1 protein-coding gene is annotated in these 232 nt (G+C 53.0%); it reads right to left on the bottom strand.

Annotated features, from left to right (window positions below):
• On the bottom strand, positions 1–232 hold a 232-nt coding region (locus PIJ50_RS16385; RefSeq protein WP_271976669.1), incomplete at both ends, for an efflux RND transporter permease subunit.

The raw sequence follows: 232 nt of genomic DNA, 5'->3' as shown, positions 1-232 counted from the left end.
CACCGGTACTGATCGCCAGCGGCAGTACCCCGAGAATAAACGCCAGTGACGTCATCAGGATAGGACGCAGACGCATACGGCACGCTTCCAGCGCAGCTTCAATCAGCCCTTTACCCTCTTTATCCATCAAATCTTTAGCAAATTCGACGATAAGGATGGCGTTCTTGGTGGAGAGGCCGATGGTTGTCAGTAACCCCACTACGAAGTAGACGTCATTACTCAGGCCACGCAG

Source organism: Falsirhodobacter sp. 20TX0035 (assembly GCF_028307215.1).
GTDB lineage: Bacteria > Pseudomonadota > Alphaproteobacteria > Rhodobacterales > Rhodobacteraceae > Falsirhodobacter.
This window is presented reverse-complemented; position numbering and strand designations above follow the sequence as displayed.